The sequence below is a fragment of the Algicella marina genome (assembly GCF_009931615.1).
In the GTDB taxonomy this organism is placed as follows: Bacteria; Pseudomonadota; Alphaproteobacteria; order Rhodobacterales; family Rhodobacteraceae; genus Algicella; species Algicella marina.
On record NZ_CP046620.1, the window covers coordinates 2,272,961 to 2,293,833 of the forward strand.

21 protein-coding genes and 1 riboswitch are annotated in these 20,873 nt (G+C 64.8%); of the genes, 3 read left to right on the plus strand and 18 right to left on the minus strand.

Translation table 11 applies throughout. The annotated features are described in order from the left end of the window. Positions 1-22: 22 nt before the first annotated feature. Entirely contained in the window at positions 23-1,228 is a 1,206-nt protein-coding gene (locus tag GO499_RS11260) for a TCR/Tet family MFS transporter (protein ID WP_161862274.1), read from the minus strand. 52 nt (positions 1,229-1,280) lie between these two features. On the opposite strand from GO499_RS11260, the gene GO499_RS11265 reads away from it, so the two are divergent. Next, complete coding sequence (locus GO499_RS11265) at positions 1,281-2,222, plus strand: aldo/keto reductase (protein WP_161862275.1); 942 nt, start codon at positions 1,281-1,283, stop codon at positions 2,220-2,222. Here GO499_RS11265 and GO499_RS11270 read toward each other — a convergent pair. From GO499_RS11270 to GO499_RS11330, 13 genes are all read right to left on the minus strand, one after another. Then, positions 2,156-3,664: a cobyric acid synthase gene (locus GO499_RS11270; RefSeq protein WP_161862276.1), complete on the minus strand. Its 1,509-nt coding sequence runs from the start codon at positions 3,662-3,664 to the stop codon at positions 2,156-2,158. The genes GO499_RS11265 and GO499_RS11270 overlap by 67 nt on opposite strands. After that, complete coding sequence (locus GO499_RS11275) at positions 3,661-4,455, minus strand: metallophosphoesterase (RefSeq protein WP_161862277.1); 795 nt, start codon at positions 4,453-4,455, stop codon at positions 3,661-3,663. Before GO499_RS11275 ends, GO499_RS11270 begins: the two co-directional genes overlap by 4 nt. Continuing rightward, positions 4,452-5,066: an HAD family hydrolase gene (locus GO499_RS11280; protein WP_161862278.1), complete on the minus strand. Its 615-nt coding sequence runs from the start codon at positions 5,064-5,066 to the stop codon at positions 4,452-4,454. The genes GO499_RS11275 and GO499_RS11280 overlap by 4 nt, the downstream gene beginning before the upstream one ends. A 3-nt stretch (positions 5,067-5,069) precedes the next feature. Further along, complete coding sequence (locus tag GO499_RS11285) at positions 5,070-5,303, minus strand: YrhK family protein (RefSeq protein ID WP_161862279.1); 234 nt, start codon at positions 5,301-5,303, stop codon at positions 5,070-5,072. Further along, a complete protein-coding gene (gene cobO / locus GO499_RS11290; RefSeq protein WP_161862280.1) occupies positions 5,303-5,911 on the minus strand; it encodes a cob(I)yrinic acid a,c-diamide adenosyltransferase in 609 nt (202 codons plus the stop codon). Before cobO ends, GO499_RS11285 begins: the two co-directional genes overlap by 1 nt. A gap of 2 nt (positions 5,912-5,913) precedes the next feature. After that, entirely contained in the window at positions 5,914-6,300 is a 387-nt protein-coding gene (locus GO499_RS11295; protein WP_161862281.1) for a GFA family protein, read from the minus strand. Then, entirely contained in the window at positions 6,300-7,514 is a 1,215-nt protein-coding gene (locus GO499_RS11300; RefSeq protein WP_161862282.1) for a hypothetical protein, read from the minus strand. The genes GO499_RS11295 and GO499_RS11300 overlap by 1 nt, the downstream gene beginning before the upstream one ends. Next, entirely contained in the window at positions 7,511-11,197 is a 3,687-nt protein-coding gene (gene cobN, locus GO499_RS11305) for a cobaltochelatase subunit CobN (RefSeq protein ID WP_161862283.1), read from the minus strand. The genes GO499_RS11300 and cobN overlap by 4 nt, the downstream gene beginning before the upstream one ends. Continuing rightward, complete coding sequence (locus GO499_RS11310) at positions 11,197-11,655, minus strand: GNAT family N-acetyltransferase (protein ID WP_161862284.1); 459 nt, start codon at positions 11,653-11,655, stop codon at positions 11,197-11,199. The genes cobN and GO499_RS11310 overlap by 1 nt, the downstream gene beginning before the upstream one ends. Then, the gene (gene cobW / locus GO499_RS11315) at positions 11,652-12,737 is read right to left on the minus strand and encodes a cobalamin biosynthesis protein CobW (RefSeq protein WP_161862285.1); all 1,086 of its coding nucleotides are present in this window, start codon (positions 12,735-12,737) and stop codon (positions 11,652-11,654) included. The genes GO499_RS11310 and cobW overlap by 4 nt, the downstream gene beginning before the upstream one ends. Positions 12,738-12,802: 65 nt before the next feature. Continuing rightward, positions 12,803-13,471 carry a HupE/UreJ family protein gene (locus GO499_RS11320; protein ID WP_284154697.1) on the minus strand — a complete coding sequence of 223 codons (669 nt, stop codon included), beginning with the start codon at positions 13,469-13,471 and terminating at the stop codon, positions 12,803-12,805. 113 nt (positions 13,472-13,584) lie between these two features. Further along, positions 13,585-13,823, minus strand: a riboswitch (cobalamin riboswitch). Between the two features lie 82 nt (positions 13,824-13,905). Then, positions 13,906-14,652, minus strand: coding sequence for a cobalt-precorrin-6A reductase (locus GO499_RS11325; protein WP_284154698.1), 747 nt, complete (start codon positions 14,650-14,652; stop codon positions 13,906-13,908). Next, positions 14,649-15,722: a cobalt-precorrin-5B (C(1))-methyltransferase gene (locus GO499_RS11330; RefSeq protein ID WP_161862286.1), complete on the minus strand. Its 1,074-nt coding sequence runs from the start codon at positions 15,720-15,722 to the stop codon at positions 14,649-14,651. Before GO499_RS11330 ends, GO499_RS11325 begins: the two co-directional genes overlap by 4 nt. A 116-nt stretch (positions 15,723-15,838) precedes the next feature. Here GO499_RS11330 and cobA point away from each other — a divergent pair, with 116 nt between their 5' ends. Next, positions 15,839-16,705, plus strand: a complete 867-nt coding sequence (cobA, locus tag GO499_RS11335) for a uroporphyrinogen-III C-methyltransferase (protein WP_161862287.1) — start codon at positions 15,839-15,841, stop codon at positions 16,703-16,705. Beyond that, a complete protein-coding gene (locus tag GO499_RS11340) occupies positions 16,705-17,985 on the plus strand; it encodes a cobyrinic acid a,c-diamide synthase CobB (protein WP_161862288.1) in 1,281 nt (426 codons plus the stop codon). The genes cobA and GO499_RS11340 overlap by 1 nt, the downstream gene beginning before the upstream one ends. 4 nt (positions 17,986-17,989) lie before the next feature. Here the strand turns inward: GO499_RS11340 and GO499_RS11345 are convergent, their stop codons facing one another. The 4 genes from GO499_RS11345 to GO499_RS11360 all read right to left on the minus strand — a co-directional run bounded on the left by GO499_RS11345 (position 17,990) and on the right by GO499_RS11360 (position 20,872). Then, positions 17,990-18,505, minus strand: a complete 516-nt coding sequence (locus GO499_RS11345) for a toxin-activating lysine-acyltransferase (protein ID WP_161862289.1) — start codon at positions 18,503-18,505, stop codon at positions 17,990-17,992. Continuing rightward, positions 18,495-19,445 (minus strand): Hint domain-containing protein, encoded by a 951-nt coding sequence (locus GO499_RS11350; RefSeq protein ID WP_161862290.1) that lies wholly within the window; start codon positions 19,443-19,445, stop codon positions 18,495-18,497. The genes GO499_RS11345 and GO499_RS11350 overlap by 11 nt, the downstream gene beginning before the upstream one ends. Before the next feature lie 188 nt (positions 19,446-19,633). Beyond that, complete coding sequence (gene cobM, locus GO499_RS11355; RefSeq protein WP_161862291.1) at positions 19,634-20,404, minus strand: precorrin-4 C(11)-methyltransferase; 771 nt, start codon at positions 20,402-20,404, stop codon at positions 19,634-19,636. 3 nt (positions 20,405-20,407) lie between these two features. Then, the gene (locus GO499_RS11360) at positions 20,408-20,872 is read right to left on the minus strand and encodes a hypothetical protein (RefSeq protein WP_161862292.1); all 465 of its coding nucleotides are present in this window, start codon (positions 20,870-20,872) and stop codon (positions 20,408-20,410) included. Between the last annotated feature and the right edge of the window lies 1 nt (position 20,873).

A 20,873-nucleotide genomic window follows, 5' to 3' on the forward strand; every position in this document is an offset into this window, starting at 1 on the left:
CCAGTTCTGCAAGTCTGTGCCTTCACCGGATCTGGCGCATCACCAGCGTAAGAGGCCAGAAGGCCAGCAGTGTCAGCACCGCAGCCGCAACAAACGGCATTCCGGGCATGTGTAGGATGGCCTCATCATTAGTGAACAACCAGAAGATACCGGTAAAGAACAGCGGCGCGATCATTGTCGCCACGCCGTTGATCGCAGCCAGAACGCCCTGCAATGCGCCCTGTTCGTCGTCTCCCATGCGATTGGACATCAATCCTTGCAGCGCCGGATCGACGATATCCCCCATCGCCAGGAAAGGGATCAACATGAACAATATCCAAGTGTCCCGTACGAGAATCAGAAGGCAGAAGCCGGCAATCGTCACGCCCAGGCCCAGCCACACGGTTCGGGCCTCACCCAGCAAATGCAGAATCGGCCGTATCAGACCACCCTGCACCAGTGCCAACGCCACCCCGTAAATCGTCAGGCTTATTCCGACCATTGTCGCCGAGAAATCGAATACATAAACCGTGTAGTAGCTCCAGATCGCGGGATAGACCCAGGATGCCACCCCAATCAGGAAGTTGACGAGCATCAAGCCGCCGACATGCGGCACATGCCGCATGTCGGCCAGTGCCATGAACGGATTGGCCTTGCGCCAGGAAAACCGTCGGCGATTTTCCGGTTTCAGGCTTTCGGGCAGGAAATAGAAAGCCAGAATCGCGTTGGCCAGTGCCAGTACACCGGCAGCGACAAACGGGGCGCGGGGGCCGAAGGCCCCAAGCAGCCCGCCGATCAGCGGACCGATCACGAATCCGATGCCGAAAGACGCCCCGATCAGTCCGAAATTGGCCGCACGCTTCTCTGGTGGGGATATATCCGCAAGGTATGCACTTGCCGTGGCGTAGCTGGCGCCGGCGACACCGGAAATGATCCTCGCCACCACCAAGAGCGCCAGCGTGGGCGCAACCGCCATCAGCAGGTAGTCAATACCCAGGGCGGCAAGCGACAGCATCAACACCGGTCGCCGACCTACCATATCCGACAGATTGCCCATCAGTGGACCGAAAAGGAACTGCATCGCCGCATAGGTAAAAGCCAGCAGCCCGCCCCAAAGCGCCGCGTCGGATATCCCGTCGCCGTGCAAATCCTCGATCAAGAAGGGCATAACCGGCAGAATGAGGCCGATACCCATCGCGTCGATTACCAGATTGAGGCATATGAGAATGATGGGCAGACGCGATTTCATGGATGTGCTCTATACGGGAAGTTGAAAATGACTCAAGCAAATAGAGTTTGATATGAATGAATGCACACTTTCACGTCTAACGGGCAAGAATGTGTCGCCGCTCGCCTTCGGTGTCATGCAGTTTGGCGGCAAGGCCAACGCGACGGAGAGCGCAAGGATGTATACCCGCGCCCGCGCGGCCGGCATCACGGTTTTCGACGCTGCCTACATCTATACGGATGGCGCCGCCGAAACCCTCTTGGGCGAATTCGCGGAGGGTGAACGGGATGACCTTATCCTGATCTCCAAATGCGCCTACCGGCCCGGTATGCGCGGAACGGAACTGATTGCTCAGGTGGAGGAGAGCCTGCGTCGTCTGCGAACCGACTATGTGGACGTTATGTTTTTGCATCGTTATCCGGGCGACGCATTGCTTGAGGAAACGCTGGAGGCCATGAAGACGCTGCACGCTGCCGGAACTTACCGGATGCTCGGCGCCTCCAATTTCGCGGCGTGGGAAGTGATGAAGGCACAATCGTTGGCCTCCCGCATCGGATCCCCGCCGATCACAATCCTGCAGCCGATGTACAATCTCGTGAAACGTCAGGCCGAGGTCGAGATCCTGCCGATGGCGCAGCGAGAGGGTCTGTCCGTGCTGTCCTATTCACCGCTGGGCGGTGGCTTGCTCACCGGCAAATATTCGCAGGGAGGCAGTGGCAGGATAAGGGAAGACGAACGATACGCGGCCCGCTATGCGCCGGAATGGATGGCACAGGCGGCCGCACGTCTGGATCGTATGAGCGCCGAACTGAATGTACCCGCACCGGCACTGGCGGTTGCATGGGCCAGGGCGCATCCCGGCATCACGGCACCGATCGTCAGCGCCAGCTCCGAAAGCCAGATGGGGGCGTCGCTGGCGGCGATGGAAGTAACGATGGACGCCGAACTCTACGGCCGTCTCTCGTCGCTGACCCCGCGCCCCGCCCCGGCCACCGACCGGCTGGAGGAAGCCTGAACGCCAGCCAGACGCAGCACCATATCCACATCCATATGTGTTTCCAGATGCGCGGCCAGCCGATCCAGCACCGACTCCACCTCCCGGCCATACATCAGGCCGGACACAAGCCCGCGCTGGCCGAGAAATGCCGAACGGAAGGCGTCCCCGCCGAATAGGCCGTGCAGATAGGTGCCGAAAACCTGCCCGTTGGACGAAACGGCGCCTTCCGCCTGTCCGTTCACCTGCGCAAAGGGTCGCGCCCGGTCAGCCCCCTCGCTGCGGCCGATATGGATCTCGTATCCACTCATCGCAGTACCGGTAGCCGCATGTACAGCCTCGACCCGGCCGAGATGCTTTTCCGGCTGCATCAGTGTTTCGATGTCCAGCAAACCCAACCCTGCCATTTCTCCCGGCGGCCCCTCGATCCCTTCAGGATCGCGAATGACATGCCCGAGCATTTGGTATCCACCGCATATACCAATGATTTGCCCGCCTCGCCGCAAATGCGCAAACATGTCCAAGTCCCAACCCTGTGCTCGCAAGAAGGCTAGGTCACCACGCGTCGACTTGGAGCCGGGAAGAATCACCAGATTGGCATCTCCGGGAATCGCATCGCCCGGCTTAACCATGGTCACCCGCACCTCTGGCTCCAGCTTCAACGGGTCGAGATCGTCGAAGTTGGCGATACGGGAGAGCATCGGGCAGACCACGTGAAAGCTGCCTCCTACCGAATCCCCGGCTATATCCAGCGCGTCTTCTGCAGGCAGCCGCGCGGCGTCGGCGAACCATGGGACGACCCCCAGCCCCTGCCAACCCGTCCGTTCGGCAATCAGCGCATAACCCTCGTCAAACAGCCGTGGATCGCCACGAAACTTGTTGATGGCAAAACCCCGGATCATCGACGCATCTTCCGGCTCCAGCACCGCCTGCGTGCCGACCATCTGCGCAATCACCCCACCCCTGTCGATGTCGCCGATAAGCAATACTGGTGTACCACTGGCCCGGGCAAAGCCCATGTTCGCAATATCTCCCGCCCGTAAGTTCACCTCCGCCGGGCTGCCCGCGCCTTCGACGATCACCAGATCGGCCGTCCCCTTCAGTCGGGAGAAACTCTCCAACACCGGTTTCATCAACCCAGGCTTCATTGCGCCGTAATCACGGGCCTTCACTGTTGCTATGCGGCGTCCCTGAACGACGACCTGTGAACCCGTCTCTGTTTCAGGTTTGAGGAGCACCGGGTTCATATCGGTGTGCGGCTCTCGCCCCGATGCAAGAGCCTGCAGTGCCTGCGCCCGCCCGATCTCTCCGCCATCCACGGTTACGGCAGCATTATTGGACATGTTCTGCGGCTTGAACGGTGCCACGCTCAGTCCACGCAATTTCGCCGCCCGGCAAAGTCCGGCCACCAGCACCGACTTGCCGACGTTGGAACCCGCGCCCTGGATCATGATTGCACTCATGAAACCTCCACCACCGTGATCTCCGGCGGCATGCCCCATCGCAGTGGCAACGTCGTGCAGCCCAGGCCACCGGAGACGACAAGGTGTCGGCCGTTCTCCCGGATATGGCCGTAGGCGTAGCGTGTGCCGAATTTGGAGGGCACGACGTAAGGTTTTCCGAAGGGCCGGATCTGACCGCCATGCGTATGGCCCGAGAGTTGCAGCACCACCGGTTCGCGCATCTCGGCAAAGATATCTGGCTCATGCGCCAGCAGTACAGTCGGCACTTCGCCGATGCCCGTAAGCGCCGCATCCAGATCATGCGCCCCGTCACGGGCGATGGTTTTCACCGCGCGATAGGCGCGCTGGCTATCGATGCCGGCCAGACCGAATATCGCGCCGTCCTTCTCCAGAATGCGCCAGGAATTGTTGAGAGCGGCGATACCCTCCTCCTCGAAAGTGCGGTGCCAGAAGGTCTCGCCCTTCCCCTGCTCCTGCGCGGCGCCATCGGCCCGCCAGTCGTGGTTGCCGAACACCGCCCAAACACCCAGAGGCGCCGATAACCCGGCCAGAGCCTGCGCCACGGATCGCGGCGGTATGCGCCGCCCTGCCCGGATGTGGCCCGGATAGTCGCCCATCAGCGTGATCATGTCGCCTTCCAGAGCCTGCGCCTGCGCCACGATCCGTTCCACCCTGGCGAGGCTCATCCACGGCCAGCAGGCATGGAGGTCGGCAATCATCACGATCCGCAGCGCCAGACCTTCCGGCCATACCTGCGGCGAAACACTGTGTGTGACGACACGGGCGCTCACAGAAGGCCCAGCCGCAGCAGTTCCGCTTCCAGCCCGCCGCGCGTGTCATGTGAAAAATGGAATGCATTCCAGCCGAATTTCCTGGCGGCCTCTACATTCGGTACGTTGTCATCGATCAACAATGCTTCGGCCGGAGCACAGTCCGCCCATGTGCAGATTTCCTCAAAAAAACGCTGATCCGGCTTCTTGAACCCCATGGGCCCGGCGGCGAAAATCCTGTCCATCCGCTCGGAGAAACCCATCTCGCCCCAGATGTATCCCGCCCGGTGCGCCTCATTGTTGGTGGCGATCACCTGTCGCACAGACAACCGCGCGGCCAGGTCCAGCACCTCCATATCGGGGTGCACGTCCTTGCCGAACCAGTAGTCCATGAACGCGCGCGGGCTGATCGCGAGACATTCCTCCTCGATCCATGCCGCAACCACATCCTCAAGATCACGAACTCCGACAAGAACCTCATCGAAGTCACCCGACAGAAAACATGCCTGAACGAACCGCTCTACCGGCACGCCGATATCCTGTTCGAAAGTGTCTGCCCAGATGAACCGCCCGTCCTGAATGTTGGCATTCAGCACACCATCGAAATCCCATGCGACAAGCGAGATCGCCATCGCTCAGTCGTCCGGGTCTTCGGGCAGAGGCGCTTTGGCCAGGCGATACTCCCGCAACACCTGCGCCGTTGGACGGGCCGCGAACAGCAGTGAGCCGATGAGGAACAGAAAAGTCGCCAGCGTGTGCCAGTCATCAAAGAAAAAGAACACGCTGCCGACCACGAAAAACAGCGCCGCGAAAAAGTCTATCGCCGCGTACAGCCGCTCGTAGAAACCGAAACTCTCCCGCCAGGCCATCAGAATTCCACGCCCGCCTGCGCCTTGATGCCCGAGCGGAAGGGGTGCTTCACAAGCTCCATTTCCGTCACCAGATCCGCCACCTCGATCAGTTCCTCCTTGGCGTTGCGCCCGGTCAGAACCACATGCGTCATCGGCGGCTTCTCGTCCTGCAGGAAAGCCACCACATCGGCGATGTCGAGGTAATCGTAGCGCAGCGCTATGTTGATCTCGTCGAGCAGCACCATCCGGTTGGTCGCATCCCGGATCAACTCTTTCGATTTCTCCCAGGCCGCCTGCGCCATCTCGATATCGCGGCTCTTGTCCTGAGTTTCCCACGTGAAGCCTTCGCCCATCGTGTGGAATTGGCAGGCATCGCTGAATTTGCCGAGGATAAGGTCACGCTCGCCCGTACTCATGCCGCCCTTGATGAATTGTACCACCGCGCAGGGCATTCCGTGCGCGATGCAACGGAAGATCATCCCGAAGGCCGAGGACGACTTGCCCTTGCCCTTGCCGGTATGAACGATGATCAGCCCCTTCTCGTCCGTCTTCGTCGCCATGATTTTCTCGCGCGCGGCCTTCTTTTTGGCCATCTTGGCGTTGTGGCGCTCGGTATCGTCGGTCATGCTTATCCCTTCTTCGGCAGATCGTCGGACAGATGCACCCATGGCAGGCGCTCGTCATGATGATAATGAACCTGCGGCTCAAAGTCCCCCGCATCCTCCAGAAGACTGGCGTAGAAATGGATCTCGTCCGGAAAGCGATCGGCGGAAAATGCCATCGGCGCGCCGCAAACACTGCAGAAATAGCGCCTCACCCCGGGAGACGAGGTATAAACCTGCGGTTTCGTTCCATCCCACCGCCACGCTCCGTTCGCCACTCCCATGAAAGTCGTGAAGGGCGAAGCCGTCTGTCGGCGGCAACTCTCGCAATGGCAGTGCCCCCGCCAGTTTTCAGGACCGACGTAGCTGAACCGGCAGGCGCTACACAGGCAATGGCCACGTCTTTCCGACATCAGAAATTTTTCTCCACCCGCTCGAACACACAGACAGACTCCGACCAGCCCCCTCGTAACGGGCGGTAAATCAATGCCGTCGGCCGCAAGCTTCGATCGGATGTGGTGGCGAATACCAGAACTCCCCGCGGCGTGACCAGAACATCCTGATGCGTGCCCTCCTCCGGATAATCCGCGGCCGGCGGTGCAACAGCTTCCACAACTTGTGAAAAAGCGCCGTCTTGCAGAGAGGCATGCAGGTCGCGCATTCCGGTTTCCGACCCCTCGTTTGCCGCCAGTACTTCCTGCAATCGTGCCGCCTCGGGCCCTGCCGCAACCAGCAGCCGCGTGCCACCAAAGGCCCCCATTTCGCCGTGCTGCCGGAACATGAGTTCCGGCATTTCGTCACCAAAGAGATCAATTTCCGCCACGGCAAGGCCCGCCATCGGGTGACCGTAGAGCTGGCGAAACACCGGCTCCGAAACACCCTCCAGCGGATAAACGAATTCCTGCCCGTGCTGCCCGGAGACTGTCCCGCCCTGCCGCACGGAAACAGACATGGACCCGGACCGAATAACAGCCGGGCGGCTGTTGGCAACGGCCAGCACCGGCATGAATTTCGCGCGGTTCGGGAAGTTCGCGATGAATCCATTGCAAAACGCCTCATCCTCCGCCTCCGCAACGGTAATCGTACCGACAGCTGATGCGTCGTTGGCCGGATGCTCCGCCTCGTCCGTCGCCGCTTCCAGCATCACTGTCGCATCCCGACAGACGGGCGCGGCTTCACCTCGGACCTGCCGCGTGCGGCACAGAACCAGCGTGTCGCCCTGCAGCACGATGACATCGTAGTGGAAACGTTCCGGGCCGCAGGTCCGCACAACCCACATGCGCGAGAGGATCTTGCGGTTTGCTACCCACAAGGAGGCAAACGCATCCAGCGCCACGCCGCACACACCTTGGGCACGTCGCGGCCGTTCCGCCAGCTTCACCCGCACCTCGCGGCCATCCTCCAGCGCGCAGGCGCTGCCGTCGGTCACATCCGGCGGCAGTTTCAGGTTCACATCCGCCGGCAGGTCCGGAAACGCCGGCTCTTCGCCCCACGGCCCGAAGGCAAATCGCACGACGGCCACATCACCAGCGCATCGCATCTCTCCATAGGCGACCGGGGTATCGGCCCTCGCGGCCGGCGCCGTTATACCGGCAAGAACCAGCAGCAGGATGCAGCCCAGCCTCATTTCGCGAGTTCCGCCAACCGTTCCCGCGCGCGGTTCGATTTCGGCAGCCACAAACCCCGCTCGATCGCCTCGCCAAGCCGCTCCGCAATCTCGCGCAGTGCCGCCGGATTGGCTTCCTCGATGAAGTCCCGCACGTCCGCGTCCTCCAGATAGGCCGCGTAGACCAGGTCGAAATGATGGCTCTTCACCGCGCCCGTCGTCGCCGCGAAGGCGAACATGTAATCCACAGTCGCCGCGATCTCGAACGCGCCCTTGTAGCCGTGGCGCTTCACGCCTTCGATCCACTTCGGGTTAACCACGCGGCTGCGCACCACCCGGCCCATCTCCTCCTCCAGCGTGCGGATCACCGGGCGCTCGGGGCGGGAATGGTCGTTGTGATAGGTCACCGGCGCGGCACCCCTCAGGTTTTCCACCGCCGCACTCATGCCGCCCTCGAACTGGTAGTAATCGTCCGAATCGAGCAGGTCATGCTCGCGGTTGTCCTGATTCTGCACCACCGCTTCCGTCGCCGCCAGCCGCTCGGCAAAGGCCTCCCGCGCCGGCGCACCCTCCGCGCCCTGCCCGTAGGCATAGCCGCCCCAATCGAGGTAACTCGCCGCCAGATCGCCCTTTTCACCCCACAGCCGCTCGTCGATCAGCGCCTGAAGCCCCGCGCCGTAGGCGCCAGGCTTCGAGCCAAACACCCGGTAAGCGGAACCGCCCGCCCGCAGCGCGGCAGCACCCGGGTTCTCGGCCTCCGGCTCGTCCAAAGCCAGCACGGCGGCGGCGGCCGAGGCCACGAGGTCCATCTGCGCCGGAAAGGCGTCGCGGAAAAAGCCCGAAACGCGCAACGTCACATCCACGCGCGGTCGCCCGAGCACCGAAAGCGGCAGAATCTCGAACCCCGTCACCCGCCCGCTCATCTCCTCCCACACGGGGCGAACGCCCATCAGCGCCAGCGCCTGCGCGATGTCGTCGCCGCCCGTGCGCATGTTCGATGTGCCCCAGGCCGTCAGCGCCATCGTGCGCGGCCAGTCGCCCTGATCCTGCAGATGCCGCTCGATCAGCAGGCTGGCACTCTTCCATCCCAGCGTCCAGGCCGCCCGCGTCGGCAAGGCGCGGCTGTCGACACTGAAGAAATTGCGGCCGGTGGGGAGCACGTCGGACCGCCCCCTCGTGGGGGCGCCCGACGGGCCCGGGGCGACGAAGCGGCCTGAAAGGCCACTGAGGAGCCCCGCCACCTCGGCAGGTCCGCTGCCCCGCACGGCGGGCCGCAGCCGCGCCTCGATCTCGTCCATCACCGCCCGGCTCGCCGGCCCCGGCGGCTCTGCCCCCTCGACCAGCGCCGCCGCGCACAACTCCAGCCGCTCCACCGTATCGCCCGCCGTGCGCCACGCATCGCCCGCAAGCCGCATCAGCGCCTCCGGCCTCGGCCCATCCCAGGCCTCCGCCATCTCCGGGTCGAGCGGGTCGAACGCCAGCCCGAAATCCGCCGCCAGCGCCCGGATCAGCGAGGCTTCGCGCCCCTTGCCCGCCCCGCGCGGCACCCGCGCCAGCGCCACCAGCAGGTCCCGCTCCAGCCGGCCCTCGGGCGATGCACCGAATACGTGCAGCCCGTCACGGATCTGCGCTTCCTTCAACTCGCACAAGTAGGCATCCAGCTTCTGCAACCGGCTGTCGGCATCGTCGCCCTCACGGATGCCCGCATCCGCATCCATGCCCGTCGCCGCCATGAGCGCGAGGATATCATCGCGCAGCAGCGTGATCCGCCGCGGGTCCAGCCCCGCCGCCTGGTAATACTCGTCCACCAGCACTTCTAGGTCACGCAACGGCCCGTAGGTCTCGGCCCGCGTCATCGGTGGCGTCAGATGGTCGACGATCACGGCCTGCGCCCGCCGCTTGGCCTGCGTGCCCTCGCCCGGATCGTTGACGATGAAGGGATAGAGGTGCGGCATCGGCCCCAACACCGCCTCGGGGAAACAGTCCTCCGAAAGCGCCACCGCCTTGCCCGGCAGCCATTCGAGGTTGCCGTGCTTGCCCATGTGCACGATCGCATCCGCCCGATACGCATGGCGCAGCCAGAAATAGAAGGCGAAATAGTTGTGCGGCGGCACGAGATCGGGGGAGTGATAAGTTTCCTCCGGGTCGATGTTGTAGCCCCGCGCCGGTTGCAGCCCGACGACCGCATTTCCGAATTCCAGCACCGACAGCGCAAAGCCGTCCTCACCCGCGAACGGATCATCCTCCGGCGCGCCCCAGCGATCCTCGACCGCCAGCCGCACATCCCACGGCAGGGCGCCGAACGCCTCCCGGTAGGCCTCCATCGAAAGCCGCACGCCGCCCTGCCGCTCCGCCCGGTCCGGCAGCCAATTTGTCGGCCCGGCCAGCACCCGTTCCATCAGCGCCGCACTGTCCTGCGGCTCTCCCTCCACGCCGTAACCCGCATCCGCCAGCGCCTTCAGCACGCCCACAGTCGCCGCCGGTGTATCGAGGCCGACGCCATTGGCCAGTCGCCCGTCCTTGTTGGGGTAATTCGCCAGCACCAGCGCCACGCGCCGCTCGCCCGCCGCCTTCCGCCGCAGGCCCGCCCAGCGCGCGGCGAGTTCGGCCACAAAGGCGATCCGGCCGCCCTGCGCGCGATAGGTAGCAATGGCGCATTCCGTCGCCTCGTCGCGATACGCCTCGCCCTTGAAGCTGATCGCCCGCGTCAACAGCCGGCCGTCCACCTCCGGCAACGCCACGTTCATGGCGATGTCGCGAGCCGCCAGCCCGCGCGCGCCCTTGGCCCAATCCTCCTCGGTGCCGCCGGCCAGCACCACCTGAAGCACCGGCGCGCCCGGCGCATCCAGCGGCGTGGCCGCCCGCGCGTCGCCCCACTTCGCCGGATCGGGCGAAGAAACCGCGAAACTCGTGGCGTTCAGCACCACGTCGGGCGGCGCCTGCGCGAAAGCCCGCTCCAGCGTCGCCGCACTTACCGGGTCCTTCAGCGAGGCGACGAACAGCGGCAGCGGGTTCAGCCCCTGCTGCATGAGCGCCCGCACCATCCGGTTGACGGGATGCAACCCCGCCCCCTGCACCAGCGCACGATAGAACACGAAGGCCGCGACCGGCGCGCCCTCGCGCCAGCCCTCCCGCACGGTTGCAAGGTCCGCCCGCTCCGCCCCCGGCCAGTAGAATCCGGCACGCAAGAGCGGTTGCGCGGCGGCGGGCTTCTCAGCCCCGCTCAGCATCGCGCTGGCATAGCGCAAGAGGTTGGCCGCGTTCTCCGGCCCGCCCTCTACGGTGTAAGCCCAGAGCGCCTCCCAATCCGCGCGGGAAACGGTCGAATGGTCGAAAAGCTCCTCGTCGGGCTTGTCGTCGCCCGGCAGGGCGGCGAAGGCCACACCGGCCTGCCCCAGCCGGATCGCGAACTGCTCCAGCCCGTAGCGCCAGTAGGCCGCACCGCCGAGGATGCGCACGATCACCAGCTTCGATCTTGTCGCCGTATCGTCGAGGTACTTGTCGACCGAAAAGGGATGCGCCAACCAGCCGAGCGAGGCCAGCCGCAACTCCGGCGGATCGTCCATTTCGCCGCGTGCCGCCGAAAGCGCCGCAAGCTCGGTATCGGCGGCGGAGATGAAGATCACATCCGCCGGGGTCTGGCCGGGGTCGACGGGTTCGGACCCGTCCGAGACGCTGCCGGGGGTGGCCGCCAGAAGATGCATCAGATCGCCTTTTCCATGAACACGCTGGAGCCGTTCTCGCGGTACGCGCCGAACGGCCCGCGCCGCACGTAGCCCTGTCGCTCGTAGGCGCGGATCGCTTCGGGGCTCGCGTCGCCCGTCTCCAGCCGCATCAGCGCCAGCCCCTCGGCCCGCGCCTCCTGCTCGAGGTGTTTCAGGATCGCCTGCACCACGCCCGTGCCCCGTGCCGCGCGGGTCACGAAAATCCGCTTCAGTTCGCCGTATCCATCCAGCACCGCCACACCGCCGCAGCCCACGGGCCGCCCGCACCGATGCGCCACGACCATGCGCACGCCCGAGGCCCGCAACTCTTCCGGCGAAAAGGCCGAGCGAACCTCCGGCGGATAGATCGCCGCAAGCTCCGCCTCGCTCTCGCCGATCATCGCCAGCGTATCGGGCCCCAGCGCATCGTCGCGCCGGAGCGTCAGAGCCTCCGTCATGCCGCCTCGAACATGCCCTGCAACGCGGCAGCGATCGCAGGCTGGTCCAGCCCCGCCTGCCCGATCACCACGAGCCGCGAGGCCCGTGCCTCGCCGGTCGCGAAGGGCCGGTCGTAATGCGTGTCGATGCGCGGGCCGACGGCCTGAAGCACCAGCCGCATCGGCTTGCCCTGCACGGCAGCGAACCCTTTGACGCGCAGAAGCCCGTGCGCCCGGATCGCCGCCTCGACCCCGGCCACGAAACCGGCCGGATCGGCGATCTCGGGCAGGTCCACCACGAAACTTTCGAAGGCATCATGCCCGTGCTCGTGGTGATGGTCGTGATCGTGGTCATCTTCCTCGTCGTCATGATGATGATGGTGATGCACCTCGTGCCGCGCCGCCAGATCATCCTCCGCCCCGATGCCGAGGCCCAGCAGAACGCGCGGATCGACAGCGCCATGCGACGCCTGGATCACCTGAACGCCATCCCGCGCGGCATCCCTCAACTTCGCCGCCAGCGCCTCCGCGCGCGCCTCGCCCAGCAGGTCGGACTTGTTGACGACGACCATGTCCGCGCAGGCCATCTGATCCTCGAAAAGCTCCGAAAGCGGCGTCTCGTGATCCAGCCCGTCATCGGCGGCGCGCTGCGCATCGACCGCCGCGATATCGGCCGCGAACTGCCCGGCCTCCACCGCCGGGCCGTCCACCACCGTCACCACGCCATCCACGGTTACCCGCGTGCGGATGTCGGGCCAGTTGAAGGCCCGCACCAGCGGCTGCGGCAGGGCGAGGCCGGAGGTTTCGATCACGATGTGGTCGGGCGCGTTCTCCCGCTCGATCAGCTTTTTCAGGGTGGGGATGAAATCCTCCGCCACCGTGCAACAGATGCAGCCGTTGGAAAGCTCCACCACATCGTCATCGGCGCAGCCCTCGATGCCGCAGCCCTTCAGTATCTCGCCATCGACGCCGAGGTCGCCGAACTCATTGATGATCAGCGCGATCCGCTTGCCGCCGGCATTGGCCAGCATGTGGCGGATCAGCGTCGTCTTGCCCGCGCCCAGAAAGCCGGTGACGACGGTTGCAGGTATCTTCGCAGCCATGATGACCCTCTCGAAATGAAAAACGGCACCCTGCGATCAGGGTGCCGTGTGGGAATGGGGAAGGATCAGGCGCCGAGGCCGAGCAGGCCGAACACTGCACCTTCCGCCGCTTCCAGCACCAGCAGCAGGCCCGCACCGGCGACGACCGCACCGGCAAGGCGCGGCTGCAGGGCCTGCGCGCTTTCGGCCTTCCAGACCTTGGTGGCCACCCAGCCGGCTGCCAGCGCAATCGCATACTGCACGACCCCGAGGCCGATCAGGTAGCCCACGAGTACCTGCGCGCCCATCGCCGCCTCTTGTGCTGCGATCGTGTCGCCGAAGGCAGAGCCGTGAAAGAGGCCGAACCCGGCAAACAGCGCCATCGCCGCGGAGGGCGAAAGCCCCCGGCCCGACAGCGCGATACCGCCGACGACCAGCAGCGACAGCGCGATCACGACTTCCTTGACCGGCAGGCCGACACCGAAGCTCATCAGCAGCGTGCCCAGCAGCATCGCGCCGATATAGGCGAGCGCGCCCAGCGCGCCGCGCCCGGTGACGGCGGCGACGATGCCCACCAGCGCGACGAAGAAAAGGTGATCGAAGCCCAGAAGCGGATGACCGACGCCCGAAAGCAGCCCGTGCGCCAGGGTCTCCATCGGCGCGCCGCCCAGCGGGTGGTGCGCGAAAACAGGTGTGGCAGCAAGCGTCGCGAATGCCGAGAGCCCTGCGGCCCGGATTTTAAGGTTAGTCATCATGTCCCTCTCCATATCAGGGGAGAGGGGCGCACGGCCCGGCGCCGGCCCGCCAGACGGCGATGGCCAAAACGTCGCAACACGGAGCACCCCGCCCGTTCACGTCTCACGCCGGAGGCATCCGGCGCCACAAGGCAGGTCTCCTGGCTCGCGGGTCGTCACATGCGCTCCCCTTCCCGGCGGCCTTGCGGCGGATGCCAGTGGGCTTGTCGAACGCACGCTCACCGCACACAGTCGCGGGGGCGGCTTCATTCTGGCGTCCCCGATATGGGTCAACACCAGCTGAATTCCCTTTTGATCCCTCGGCCCCGCACGCTCGGCGGGTCCATTGGGAACCTCGTGGCACTTTCATGGCAGGCGGCGACGCGCGGTGTCAAGCAGCGTTGCGGCACTGCACCGCGATTTCGCGCCATTGCCAACCAATTGCCCTGCCCGGTTCAATTCGGCGCCAACACCTGCCGCACTTGTGCAACTGCCGCATGCACGTCGCCTACCGTTTCAGCCCCTTCCGGCATCGGCGGCCGTGCCACCATGATCACTGGCAGCCGCAGCGCCCGCGCGGCCGCCAGCTTGGCGTAACCTCCTGCACCACCTGAATTCTTCGCGACCACATGTGTGGCGCCGATCAACAAAAGAAGCGCCTTTTCCTCTTCGGTATCAAATGGCGGCCTGCCGGTGATTCCCCGGATATGCGGCGCAATCTCCGCGCTCGGCGGTTCGATGGTCCTGAGCGTCAGGCTGGTATCGGTTCTCTCCATGAAATCCTTGGCGGAACCACCTCCCGTGCCCAGAAACGCGCGCGCGCCGGTCGGCAAAGCCGCTGCCGCACTCGCCAGATCGGGCACGACCCGCCAGTTGTCGCCATCCTGCGCTCGCCACTCCGGTCGTCGCAGATGGACGACCGGCTTGCCAGTCTGCCGCCCGGCCGCCGCTGCATGAGCGCTCATCCTTGCCGCAAACGGGTGCGTGGCGTCGACAATGATCGCGACATCCTCAGCCTCGACATACCGGACCAACCCATCCTCACCGCCGAAGCCACCACTGCGTACCGGCACTGCCAGTGCCGCAGGCTTCGACGTGGCCCCGGCCAGAGACGCAGTCACTCTGACGCCCTTCACTTCGGCCAGCCGTTCCGCCAACTGGCGCGCCTCGGCCGTTCCGGCCAGTAGCAACACGTGCTTCACAATGCCCGCCGCTCATTGCCATCCGCGAAGGCGATTGCGCGCCCACCGCGATCCACAACCATCACGTCCAAAGCGCTCTCACTCACCACGGCCTGCGCCACCTCCTGCGCCGCCATTGCAACCCGAACGGCCAGTTCCGGTCCCGCGATCTCAAGCGCCTCCTTGGCTGTATTCGCCGCAGCAATCACTTCACGCTCAGCCAGCCCCTCAGCCATCACGGCCAGCGTGGCGAAATTCACCTGGCTGCGCCCGGAGTGCAGATCCATCGCCCCCTGCGCCAGCTTCGTCAGCTTGCCGAAGCCACCAACGATACTCACTCGTTCCACCGGATGCCGGGCCAGATACTTCAACATCCCTCCGGCGAAATCACCCATGTCCAGCATTGCATGGTCGGGCAGTCCAAAATAAGCCTGTGCCACCCGTTCCGATGTCGCCCCCGTTGCCCCTGCCACATGGGTCAGCCCCGCAGCGCGCGCCACGTCAATCCCCCGATGGATGGACGCAATCCATGCCGCGCAGGAAAACGGCCGCACGATCCCGGTGGTGCCGAGAATGGAGATCCCGCCTTCGATCCCCAGACGCGGATTCCACGTCTGTTTGGCCAGGTCCGCCCCGCCCGGAACCGAGACTTCCACCTCGAAATCCGCCGCCAAGCCCGCTGCCGCCGCAACTTCCTCCAACACACCAGCCATCATCTGCCGCGGCACCGGGTTGATTGCCGGTTCGCCGGGCGAAATCGGCAGGCCCGGCCGCGTTACCACCCCGACACCCTCACCCGCCCGGAATAGAATGCCGCCGGCGCTGCGCCGTATCGTCACGACGATCATCGCGCCGTGGGTGACGTCCGGATCATCGCCCGCATCCTTCTGCACGACCGCCCGCGCCCAACCCTCACCCAGCGCCGTCTCCGCAAGTTCAAACACCGGTGTCTGGCCGCGCGGCAGTGTAATCTGCACGGAAGGTTCGAACCGTCCCGACAGCAACGCACCGGCCGCAGCCTTTGCTGCCGCCGTCGCGCAGGCACCGGTAGTAAAACCGGTCCGCAAGTCGCCATCGGGTTTCCGTGTCATGGAGGCACACTAGGCAGCGCAGATGGTCCGCGCCAGCCCCCAGCCAATGCCGTCGCACCACCGCGTAGCGTCGTTTCCCGCTCGCATCCTGTGCAAGCCGTGTCTAAACTGACGGCATGACCGAAACACGTCCACTTTCCGGCCTGCCTCAGGGTGACTGGCCTGTATTTCCACCGGGCCTCGTCTGGCTGCTCGGCGCCGGTCCGGGCGACCCGGGTTTACTCACGCTGCACGGGCTGAATGCGCTGCGGCAGGCGGATGTCATCGTTTACGACGCCCTTGTCGACACCCGCATTCTGGATTGGCGCAGACCCGATGCCACCATCGAATACGCGGGCAAACGCGGCGGCAAGCCAAGCCCGCTGCAGCGATCCATTTCGCTGCGGCTGGTCGAACTCGCCCGCGCCGGCCACCGGGTGCTGCGGCTGAAAGGCGGTGACCCCTTCGTTTTCGGGCGCGGTGGTGAAGAGGCGCAGACACTCGTCTCCGCCGGCATACCCATCCGTGTCACGCCCGGCATCACCGCCGGTATCGGCGGCCTCGCCTACGCTGGTATCCCCGCCACGCACCGCGACATCAACCAGGCCGTCACCTTCCTCACCGGCCACGATGCCAGTGGCGATACTCCTGCCGGCATCGACTGGGAGGCTCTGGCCCGTTCCAGCCCCGTGATCGTGATGTACATGGCGATCAAACATCTCGACCAGATCACACAGCGGCTCATCGCTGCCGGGCGTGAACCGGCCGAACCGGTGGCCATAGTAACCAACGCCACCCTGCCGGACATGCGCGTTCTGGAAACCACTCTCGGCACTGCCGCAGCCGACATCGCAGCGCATGGCATCGAGCCGCCGGCGATTATCTGCATCGGCCGTGTCACCTTGTTTCGCCAGACACTGGATTGGATCGCACAACTCGCTGGAGAACCGCCCCGCAGCCTCGATCCGCTCGGCCTCGCTGCGTCACGGGCCGACACCGCCTGATGCCGCCCCGCGCGCTCGTCATCGCCGCGCCCCGCTCCGGTGCAGGCAAGACGACACTCACGCTCGCTCTCCTCCGCGCCCTGCGCAACCGGGGCATTCGCGTCGCCGGAGCCAAATCCGGACCGGACTACATCGACCCCGCCTTTCACGCAGCCGCCAGCGGCACGCCCGCGTTTAACCTCGACGCCTGGGCGATGGATTCCGCCAGCCTCCACGCCCGCGCGGCAAACATGGAGGCAGAGCTTCTCCTGATCGAGGGTGCAATGGGCGCGCTCGACGGTGCAGGCGTTGCGGGAAACGGCTCAGCCGCCGATCTTGCCGCAACCCTGGGCCTGCCAGTGCTCTGGGTGCAGGATCTGCGCAATCTCGCCCATTCCGCCGCCCTGCCCGCTGCCGGGTTCCAAGCCCTCCGCCCGGATATCCCGATCGCCGGCATCATCCTCAACACCGCGCGCAGCCCGCGCCATGCCGCCATGGCCGAAGCCGGGCTCGCAAGTGCCGGTCTGCCTCATGTTGGCACCGTCACGGAAACTTCTGCCCTGCACCTGCCCGACAGACATCTCGGCCTTGTTCAGGCAGCGGAACACCCCGCACTGGACTCTTTCCTCAATGCCGCCGCAGATCATATCGACCGTTGCTGCAACCTCGATGCCATTGCCAATGCGGCGCAACCGCTTTCACCTGCCGGCGCTCCGCTCCGCCTGCCCCCGCTCGGCCAGCGCATCGCCATCGCCCGCGACGACGCTTTCGCCTTCGCCTACCCGCATTTGTTGGCGGACTGGCAGGCGCAGGGCGCAAGCCTCCACCCCTTTTCACCCCTTGCGGACGAAGGTCCGGACACTGCCGCAGACGCCATATTCCTCCCCGGCGGCTACCCCGAACTCCAAGCCGGTAAACTTGCCGCTGCCGCTCGCTTCCGTTCCAGCATGCGGGCCAGCACGGCACTCATCTACGGCGAATGCGGCGGGTACATGACGCTCGGCACCGGCCTTGTCGATGCAGACGGCACCCGCCACCAGATGCTCGGCCTCCTGCCCGTCGAAACCTCCTTCGAAACCCGACGCCTCCACCTCGGCTACCGCCGCCTGAGGCCGCTTTCCGGCCCTTTCGCCACTCCGCTGACCGCACATGAGTTCCACTACGCCACGGTACTGAGCGAAGGTGACGGTATCGCGCTGTTCGCAGCAGAGGATGCCGATGGCGCCACTCTGCCGCCGATGGGCCGAAGCGTCGGCAACGTCGCAGGCTCGTTCGCCCATGTCATCGGCCCCGCCGGCTGAGAAGTCAGGCCCCGAGCGCCGATTTTTCAACGCGCCTGATCACCTGCCTGCCGGTTGCACTGAAGCTGCTCTCCATGATCCGGGCAGGCTTGCTATCCGGGGCCAACCTCTGAAACCGGAACTTCTGCTTGGCAAAACCGGTAGTGCACACCCAGTTCCATCCCTGCCGCATCAAGCGCCAATTGCTGTAGGGCACGATCGTTTCCACGGCCCAGCGCCGATCCCCCGAACGCCAATCGTCCATCCGCAACGCAACACCTTCGCCAGCAAAGCGTCGCTCCGCATCCGCGCTCAGAAAGGCAAAACTTTGCAGACCACGCGGGTAACCATCCGCCCGGAAAACCCAAACCTGCCCCAGATGCACCGGCGGCTCCCACATCACTCGCAATTGCGCGAGAGTCAGTCGCTGATGGTATGGACTGCGCTGCAAGACGTAGAAAACATCGCCCATCGTTGCCAGCACCTCCGGCTTTGGGTGCTCGATGTCGATGGGTTGCGGGTTCGTATTGTCAGCCGTCATAGGCCCGGACTTCCAAAGCGCTCAGCGTCTTTCGCACCCCGGCAATCTGGCCTTCGTCAGTGGCCAATTCAGGAAACAGCGCCAGCAACTCCGCCCGCGCATCCTGCGAAACCGAGTCGAGGGCCGGTCTGCCGGGCTGGAAACTCTCGCTCGGAATGCCCTCGGCAGAGATGATCTGATGGTCGTCGAACATCACGTGATAATACGTCACCTCGCCGCCCTCGGCCCGATAGATCGTGTCACCGTTTACAAGATCTCGCGCCGCCGCCAGAACCTCCGCCTCGCCATAAAGAACCTCTGCTCGCCAGCCTTCTAGCAACATCCGATGCGCTGGTGAGACCGCCAGATCGCGCGTGTTGCCCAGTGCGCCCCTGCGAAAGACGACCGGCGCAAATGCGCCTTTCGCCGCTACAGCCTGATGGCCTATCCAACGGATCGGCTGAAGTCCGGCATCCCGGGTCGGCACCATATCGCCCACCTGAAGATCCTCGACCCGACGCTCCCCAGCTTCCGTCATGATCCGCGTGCCTTCTGCAAAACAGACAATACGGATGGTCACTGTATCAGTATCCTTTACACTGTCTGGGTCCATGCCCGGGAACGCCACTGTAGCCGACACCGTAAACACCATTTCCGCGCCCAGCACCGGCGTGCCGGTGATCAGATAGGTCCATCTACCGTCCAACCCCTGCGTTCCGCTGAAGATGAAGCCGCCCCCGATCGAATCGGAAACTGTGGTGAACGCATAGGGATTGTCGAAACCTTCGGTCCCGCCCTGCACCGCGAAATTGCCGCTGATGGCCAGTGGCCCATCCGCGAGCTCGGCCAGATCGACTTCGATCACCAGATCCTCGTCTGATGAGTTGTCTGCAAAATAACTGCTATCGTATATCCCTGCCCCGGCGGGCGGCGAAGGCGCGGGTGGAGGTGGGAATCCCATTTACAACCTCATAATCGTTACTGAAACCACACAACACATTGAGCTCTGGCAAAACAAAAAGCGAAGCTCACTTTGCAGGATAACGTTACAAGGCGGCAAAATAATGGCCAAAACTTGAGCCATGCTCTCCACGCCGAAGTCAGACCACTCCAGGTGGTCAGCCTTTATTCAAAATATCCAACCCGTTATTAACGGACAACCGCCTTTTTCGGGCGCAATACATGTGGGTATGCGCCGTCATAGAGGGCCGAGTCGCGGAAATCGACCTCGCCGAGCGCGCGGCCCACGAAGATCAGCGCGGTGCGCGTGATCTTCTCGGCCCGCACCTTGGCGCGAATGTCCGAAAGCGTGCCTTCGATGAACAACTCGTCCGGCCAGCCGACGCGGTAGGCGACGACCACCGGGCAATCGGCCCCGTAGAGCGGTGCCAGCTGGCGCTCGATCTCCAGCAGGTTGCGCACGGAAAGATGGATCACCAGCGTCGCGCCCGAAGCGCCGAGCGTCGCCAGATCCTCGCCCGCTGGCATCGCCGAGGATTTCATCGCCGTCCGCGTCAGGATCACCGTCTGGCTCACCTCCGGCACCGTCAGTTCGCGGCCAAGCGCGGCCGCCGCCGCCGCATAGGCCGACACGCCGGGGATGATCTCATACGGTATCCCCATCGCCTTCAGCCGCCGGATCTGCTCGGCAATCGCGCCATAGAGCGACGGGTCGCCCGAATGCACCCGCGCCACATCCTCGCCTCGCGCGGCGGCGGCACCGATCTCCTCCATGATCTCGTCCAGCGTCATCGGCGCGGTATCCAGCACCCGCGCGCCTTCCGGCGCACCCGCCACCACCGTCTCCGGCACCAGCGACCCGGCATAAAGGCACACCGGGCACGCCGCGATCAGCCGCTGCCCCTTGACGGTGATAAGATCCGGGTCGCCCGGCCCCGCGCCGATGAAATAGACCTTCATGCCTCAAACTCCCGCTTTCGCCTGCTCCCAGGCTTCCTTCAGTACCAGCCGCGAATGCGTCAGCACGGCCTGCATCGCCTCGTAACGATCCCCTTGCGGATCGGCTTGCGAGGTGGTGAGCAATGTTTCGATTGCCCCGTCGAGCGCCGTCTGCGCCGTGTCGCCTTCCGACGCGCCCGGCATCCGAAGGCGGATCTTGAAGGCCAGTTCGTGAAAGCGCAGCCGCAGCGCCTCGTCGCCACCGAAGAACGGCTCGGACGGGGCGGAGGACAGCAACGCTATCAGCTCCGACAGGTCGTTACGCTGGTCGTTCACCCATTTCTCGCGCAGGCCGGAAAGATGCGTGCGCCGCGCCGTTCGGGAGGCGATCCATGCCGCAGCGGTCGTGCCGCTCAGCGCCGCGAAGGCCGCGACGAAGGCACCCAGCGCCACCAGCCCTTCGGAGTTCTCGTTGAGCCAGAGCCACATG

Excerpts from the sequence above, each read along its gene's own strand:
- GO499_RS11265 (WP_161862275.1), top strand. The coding sequence starts at position 1,281 with ATGAATGAATGCACACTTTCACGTCTAACGGGCAAGAATGTGTCGCCG.
- GO499_RS11260 (WP_161862274.1), bottom strand. The coding sequence starts at position 1,228 with ATGAAATCGCGTCTGCCCATCATTCTCATATGCCTCAATCTGGTAATC.
- GO499_RS11330 (WP_161862286.1), bottom strand. The coding sequence starts at position 15,722 with ATGACACGGAAACCCGATGGCGACTTGCGGACCGGTTTTACTACCGGT.
- cobM (WP_161862291.1), bottom strand. The coding sequence starts at position 20,404 with ATGAAGGTCTATTTCATCGGCGCGGGGCCGGGCGACCCGGATCTTATC.
- cobW (WP_161862285.1), bottom strand. The coding sequence starts at position 12,737 with ATGGCTGCGAAGATACCTGCAACCGTCGTCACCGGCTTTCTGGGCGCG.
- GO499_RS11345 (WP_161862289.1), bottom strand. The coding sequence starts at position 18,505 with ATGACGGCTGACAATACGAACCCGCAACCCATCGACATCGAGCACCCA.
- GO499_RS11340 (WP_161862288.1), top strand. The coding sequence starts at position 16,705 with ATGCCGCCCCGCGCGCTCGTCATCGCCGCGCCCCGCTCCGGTGCAGGC.
- GO499_RS11320 (WP_284154697.1), bottom strand. The coding sequence starts at position 13,471 with ATGATGACTAACCTTAAAATCCGGGCCGCAGGGCTCTCGGCATTCGCG.
- cobN (WP_161862283.1), bottom strand. The coding sequence starts at position 11,197 with ATGCATCTTCTGGCGGCCACCCCCGGCAGCGTCTCGGACGGGTCCGAA.
- cobA (WP_161862287.1), top strand. The coding sequence starts at position 15,839 with ATGACCGAAACACGTCCACTTTCCGGCCTGCCTCAGGGTGACTGGCCT.
- GO499_RS11310 (WP_161862284.1), bottom strand. The coding sequence starts at position 11,655 with ATGACGGAGGCTCTGACGCTCCGGCGCGACGATGCGCTGGGGCCCGAT.
- GO499_RS11360 (WP_161862292.1), bottom strand. The coding sequence starts at position 20,872 with ATGTGGCTCTGGCTCAACGAGAACTCCGAAGGGCTGGTGGCGCTGGGT.
- GO499_RS11270 (WP_161862276.1), bottom strand. The coding sequence starts at position 3,664 with ATGAGTGCAATCATGATCCAGGGCGCGGGTTCCAACGTCGGCAAGTCG.
- GO499_RS11295 (WP_161862281.1), bottom strand. The coding sequence starts at position 6,300 with ATGTCGGAAAGACGTGGCCATTGCCTGTGTAGCGCCTGCCGGTTCAGC.
- cobO (WP_161862280.1), bottom strand. The coding sequence starts at position 5,911 with ATGACCGACGATACCGAGCGCCACAACGCCAAGATGGCCAAAAAGAAG.
- GO499_RS11300 (WP_161862282.1), bottom strand. The coding sequence starts at position 7,514 with ATGAGGCTGGGCTGCATCCTGCTGCTGGTTCTTGCCGGTATAACGGCG.
- GO499_RS11280 (WP_161862278.1), bottom strand. The coding sequence starts at position 5,066 with ATGGCGATCTCGCTTGTCGCATGGGATTTCGATGGTGTGCTGAATGCC.
- GO499_RS11350 (WP_161862290.1), bottom strand. The coding sequence starts at position 19,445 with ATGGGATTCCCACCTCCACCCGCGCCTTCGCCGCCCGCCGGGGCAGGG.
- GO499_RS11285 (WP_161862279.1), bottom strand. The coding sequence starts at position 5,303 with ATGGCCTGGCGGGAGAGTTTCGGTTTCTACGAGCGGCTGTACGCGGCG.